The sequence below is a fragment of the Peribacillus sp. P4_C12 genome, assembly GCF_056402095.1.
This window is the reverse complement of the sequence record NZ_JBFUIB010000577.1, coordinates 1-2137: the sequence shown is the minus strand read 5'-3', so window position 1 is coordinate 2137 and position 2137 is coordinate 1. Positions and strand designations below refer to the sequence as shown.

The window sequence follows — 2137 nt, the reverse complement described above, 5'->3', positions numbered from 1 at the left end:
AAATGAGAACTTTAAGGGCCTTATGGATAGTTTAGAAGGAACAGAAAATAGATTGACCGTCGCAAGAAAAGACTATAATGACGAAGTAACCACGTATAACAAGACTATTAAACGCTTTCCAAAGAATATGATGGCTAGCGCATTTGGTTTCGATGTAAAACCATATTTTGAAGTGACTGATCAAGAAAAAGAAACGCCGAAAGTTGATTTCGGGAGCGATAAATAATGAAAAAACTCGCTGTGTTTGCGCTATTTTTTATTTTCACTTTCAATTTAGCAAACGTAGTCGCAGCAGAACCTAACATTCCAAAACCTGTTGGAGATATTTATGTCCAGGATTTTGCTGGAGTCCTCGATGATCAGGAAAAATCAGAGCTTATAGAACTGGGAAAACGATTAGATGATGCTACAAAAGCACAAATCTCTGTTTTGACCGTTGACTCAATGGAAGGCTCTGAAATAGAGGAATACTCGGTCGAAGCATTTAGGAAATTCAAGCTCGGGGATGCAGAGCTAAATAACGGAGTCCTCATTGTTCTGGCCGAAGAGGAAAAGAAAATCCGGATTGAAGTGGGGTACGGGTTAGAAGGTGCCATTACTGATATAAAATCAGGACAGATTTTGGACAATGTGGCAATCCCTCAGCTGAAAGAAGGTCATTAYAATCTTGCTCTGACTGAAACCTATAAGGCTGTTTATAACGAGGTCACGGAGGAATATAATTTAGGTGACGAGTTTTATCAAGATCTTTCCGTTCAGACAGATACAGGAACTTTTAAGCCATCAGGTTTACAGATTTTTCTCATCATCGTTGGGGTCATCATTTTGTTCATCCTCGATGCCAAATTGTTTAAAGGATTTTTCCTTCAAATTATCATCAATATCCTCTTGATGTTCATTAGTCGCGGAGGCGGAGGCGGCAGTGGTGGCGGTGGCTCACGAGGCGGTGGTGGAGGAAGCTCCGGTGGCGGAGGTTCTAGCCGTGGATGGTAAGGTAGATTTGACCGGGAAACCGGTCTTTTTTTTATGCCTGAAACTTTACGTTTTCTAAGATGATTCAACAATGGAAAACCTTTCAGCACATCTATTTACGAGATGAAAGAAATAATAAAAATGTTCGGAAAGGCGGGATGACCTTGCGGACGTTTTCTGTATTGAAAGGAATGCCGGTTTTTACTATCAAAGGAGAAAGAATCGGCACGGTCCATGATTTATCTATTTCTGAAGCGGGTCAGGTAACAGGTTTGGTCATTCATCAACAAGCATTGTTTAAGAGATCTTTTCATTTGACTCTGGACGATATTTCTTCATATGGTCCGGATGGGATTATCATCATACAACAGGAGTCAACCCCAAAGAAGGTGCCTGATGATTCCATCTGGCTAACAAAGGATGAAGTATTGGGACGAATGCTTCTTTCAGAAATGGGCGAGGAGCTCGGTTTACTGCAGGATGTATATTTCAGGGAAAAAATGGGCACGATTATAGCGTATGAAACAACGGATGGTTTTTTCTCGGAGWCGACAGTGATTGAATCTAAACAGCCGCCTACATTAGGGAAGGATACCATCATTGTTTCAGTTTATGAACAGTGAGGTGTCCATTTTGGAAATAAATTGTCCGAATTGCCGCAGTAAAGATGTTGGGAAGATTGGTGTAAATCAATATTATTGTTGGAATTGTTTTATTGAAATGACCATTTCTGAGGGAATCATTAATACGCACCAGGTCGAAGAAGATGGAAGTTTAAGCTCATTAGACGACTTGTTTGAGGAAAATGACCGCCGCTTCAGCATGTAATTAACGGAAGAGGTGCTTGCAATGGCTAGACGTTCACGTAATGGTCTTATGAACATGATGAACACAAAAATGATTAACCGAAGTATCAAAAAAATACGCAAAAGAATAAAATCATTACTTTAAAGGGAATGGGTGTCCTGATGCTAAGGGCACTCTTTTTTATGTATGAAAACCTCTCACCTTTCGAAGAATAAACGAGCGGGAGGTGTAGATTTTGTGAGTATTCGTCTCAAGTGGTTTTATAGGCTTGGTTTTTTATTGCTCTTATTTTTTGTTATATATATTTTTATGAAACTGAAGCCTATGTGGGGACCGGCTGTAACTATAAGTGTAACAG

General features: G+C 39.9%; 4 protein-coding genes. All 4 read left to right on the top strand.

Annotation, left to right across the window (positions count from 1 at the left end):
• Positions 1-226: LemA family protein (locus AC1DUW_RS26705; RefSeq protein ID WP_477643915.1), on the top strand; the 226-nt coding region annotated here is incomplete at its 5' end.
• Complete coding sequence (locus tag AC1DUW_RS26700; protein WP_477643914.1) at positions 226-993, top strand: TPM domain-containing protein; 768 nt, start codon at positions 226-228, stop codon at positions 991-993. The genes AC1DUW_RS26705 and AC1DUW_RS26700, both read left to right, overlap by 1 nt.
• 59 nt (positions 994-1052) lie before the next feature.
• On the top strand, positions 1053-1595 hold the full coding sequence (locus AC1DUW_RS26695; protein WP_477643913.1) for a PRC-barrel domain-containing protein: 543 nt from the start codon (positions 1053-1055) through the stop codon (positions 1593-1595).
• On the top strand, positions 1585-1800 hold the full coding sequence (locus AC1DUW_RS26690) for a hypothetical protein (protein WP_053348138.1): 216 nt from the start codon (positions 1585-1587) through the stop codon (positions 1798-1800). Before AC1DUW_RS26695 ends, AC1DUW_RS26690 begins: the two co-directional genes overlap by 11 nt.
• The last annotated feature ends 337 nt before the right edge of the window (positions 1801-2137 follow it).